This is a genomic window from Maribacter sp. (genome assembly GCF_049667165.1).
GTDB lineage: Bacteria > Bacteroidota > Bacteroidia > Flavobacteriales > Flavobacteriaceae > Maribacter_A.
The window spans coordinates 1-1,892 of sequence record NZ_JBATHS010000156.1 but is presented as its reverse complement, the minus strand read 5'-3'; the positions used below and the strand labels follow the sequence as shown (position 1 = coordinate 1,892).

The following is a 1,892-nucleotide window of genomic DNA, read 5'->3' as shown; positions in this document are numbered from 1 at the left end:
GCCAGAGGCTGTCCCCACTTTCATCTGCAATCATTCCGCAATTCAACCCAGTTTAGCAATGCGTTGTTCGCCAAAATCATAGGCGATGCGGTTGCGGCAAGTGAACAAAAAACATTAACTGAAATTCAGTTGCTCCCGCAGCTAATCGATTTTCTTCCTGAATAAAGAAAGGAAGATGTTATTTTCATCATTTTTTCCTCACAAAGAGAAAAATCAGGTCATGAAACAATTCCAAAATCAGCCGGTTTCTAACTCTAGGCAGGCCCTACCTGCCGCAGGCATGGAAACCTGAGCCAGTTGCACTTATTTGAGACAGACTTGGGCAATCAAGACGAATCATGAATTATCACCCGTTCCACATGAAAACCAAAAGCAATGGCTCGCCAAATCATGGTCATTGAATCCATTGGTAGCTCATTAAATAAAGCGCGTAGCTTTTCCCAAAGGGCACGTTTGCTACCTGTCTTTTCCCAAGCCGCTTGAAAAAGCCGACAAGCCAATTGTTGTGCTTGGTCAACGGCAAAGGCTAACATCATCAAAGACGCAAAAACGACGGACAAATGTTGGTTTCCGTGCCCAAAGTTGTGTTCAAAATGATACCCTTGGTTTTTGAGCGTGTTGAATGTTTCATTTTCGATTTTCCAACGGGCGCGTCCACCACGCATCAAGTTAAAAGCATTCTTGCCGGTTATCGTGAAATCCGTCACCCAACTGAAATGTCGTGTTTGGCCTGATTTAATTTCCCAATACTCCAGAAAATTGACCCGTACATCCGTATTGGATTCGTTGAGAGGAACATCGTTCTTAAAACAAAAACGGTGGATTACGCCATCTTTTTCAATTTCAAAGCGAGTGGTCTCTCCCGCCTCATCTGCTTGACGTATATGCTCAAATAGATAAGCATGGTCGCCTGGTTTTACCCCCAGAATATAGCCCAGATTATGCCGTTTCAATTCTCGAATGTGGGGGGCATTCGCACTGAGGGCATCTTCTATGATAATGAATGGTAGTCGTGGATAGTCTTGGCGCAATTTTGCTAGAAAACGTTTAGCTGCATTGCGCTCACAGTCGTTTTTCTCGGTTCCATCTTGTTTGATGATTGGCTCAGGGGCTAATGGAATGACTTCGCGTCGTTCTGGATGGACAATCGCCCCACCCAACATTTGATGGGTGTATATCGTTTTTCCACTTCGCTTATAATGTTTCTCCAAACAGTTAGCGCAATGCACTTTTTCTGACTGGAAATACCCGGTTCCATCCAACGACAACAGGTAGTACTGACCCATATACTTCATCTTTTCCAACTCTTTGCCGCGCTGTAACTGTTGCAACACCCGCTTAAACAACGGTCTTATCCCTTCTGGGTTAACGTCATCCAGAATTATTCTCATCTGTGTGTCGCTTGGTATGCGATTGATGCCATAGACTCGTTTCAAGTTCTTTGGGGTCTGTCTTCTCTCGTCAAAGGCCAATAATGATGGGTCTTTTAGGGAAAACAGGGCGAACCCACTCATCAATGCGTCCTCCAACGGTATTGCCACATTGATAGGGCGATGATCTTTTATCTTTTTGAATTCCTTTTTTACCATCTTAAACAAGCCATCTGCTGATAAATGCTTTCTTATCTTCATTATGTCGCCTCTTTTTCCCTTGAATCTTTACGAAAACGAGGCTGCTGTTATACCAGATTTTGGCTGCGGGAATTACTGGGGTTGGGTCGCAAACGCTCAGTCCGAGCGCTAGGATATTACGGGCTGCATTCACATCCCGGTCAAGTTCTAATCCACACGAATCGCACCTGTGAACCCGCACACTCAAGCTCTTAGCTACAATCGTCCCACATCCACTGCACATTTGGCTGGTGTACCAGGGAGAAACAGGTTCCACTCGCT

At 44.9% G+C, this 1,892-nt stretch carries 2 protein-coding genes; both read right to left on the bottom strand.

Going from position 1 to position 1,892, the window contains the following annotated elements; all coding sequences use genetic code 11:
- Positions 1–326: 326 nt before the first annotated feature.
- A complete protein-coding gene (locus tag WBM98_RS08230; protein WP_424365542.1) occupies positions 327–1,631 on the bottom strand; it encodes a hypothetical protein in 1,305 nt (434 codons plus the stop codon).
- Positions 1,591–1,887, bottom strand: coding sequence for a zinc ribbon domain-containing protein (locus tag WBM98_RS08225; protein ID WP_424365543.1), 297 nt, complete (start codon positions 1,885–1,887; stop codon positions 1,591–1,593). Before WBM98_RS08225 ends, WBM98_RS08230 begins: the two co-directional genes overlap by 41 nt.
- Positions 1,888–1,892 lie beyond the last annotated feature (5 nt).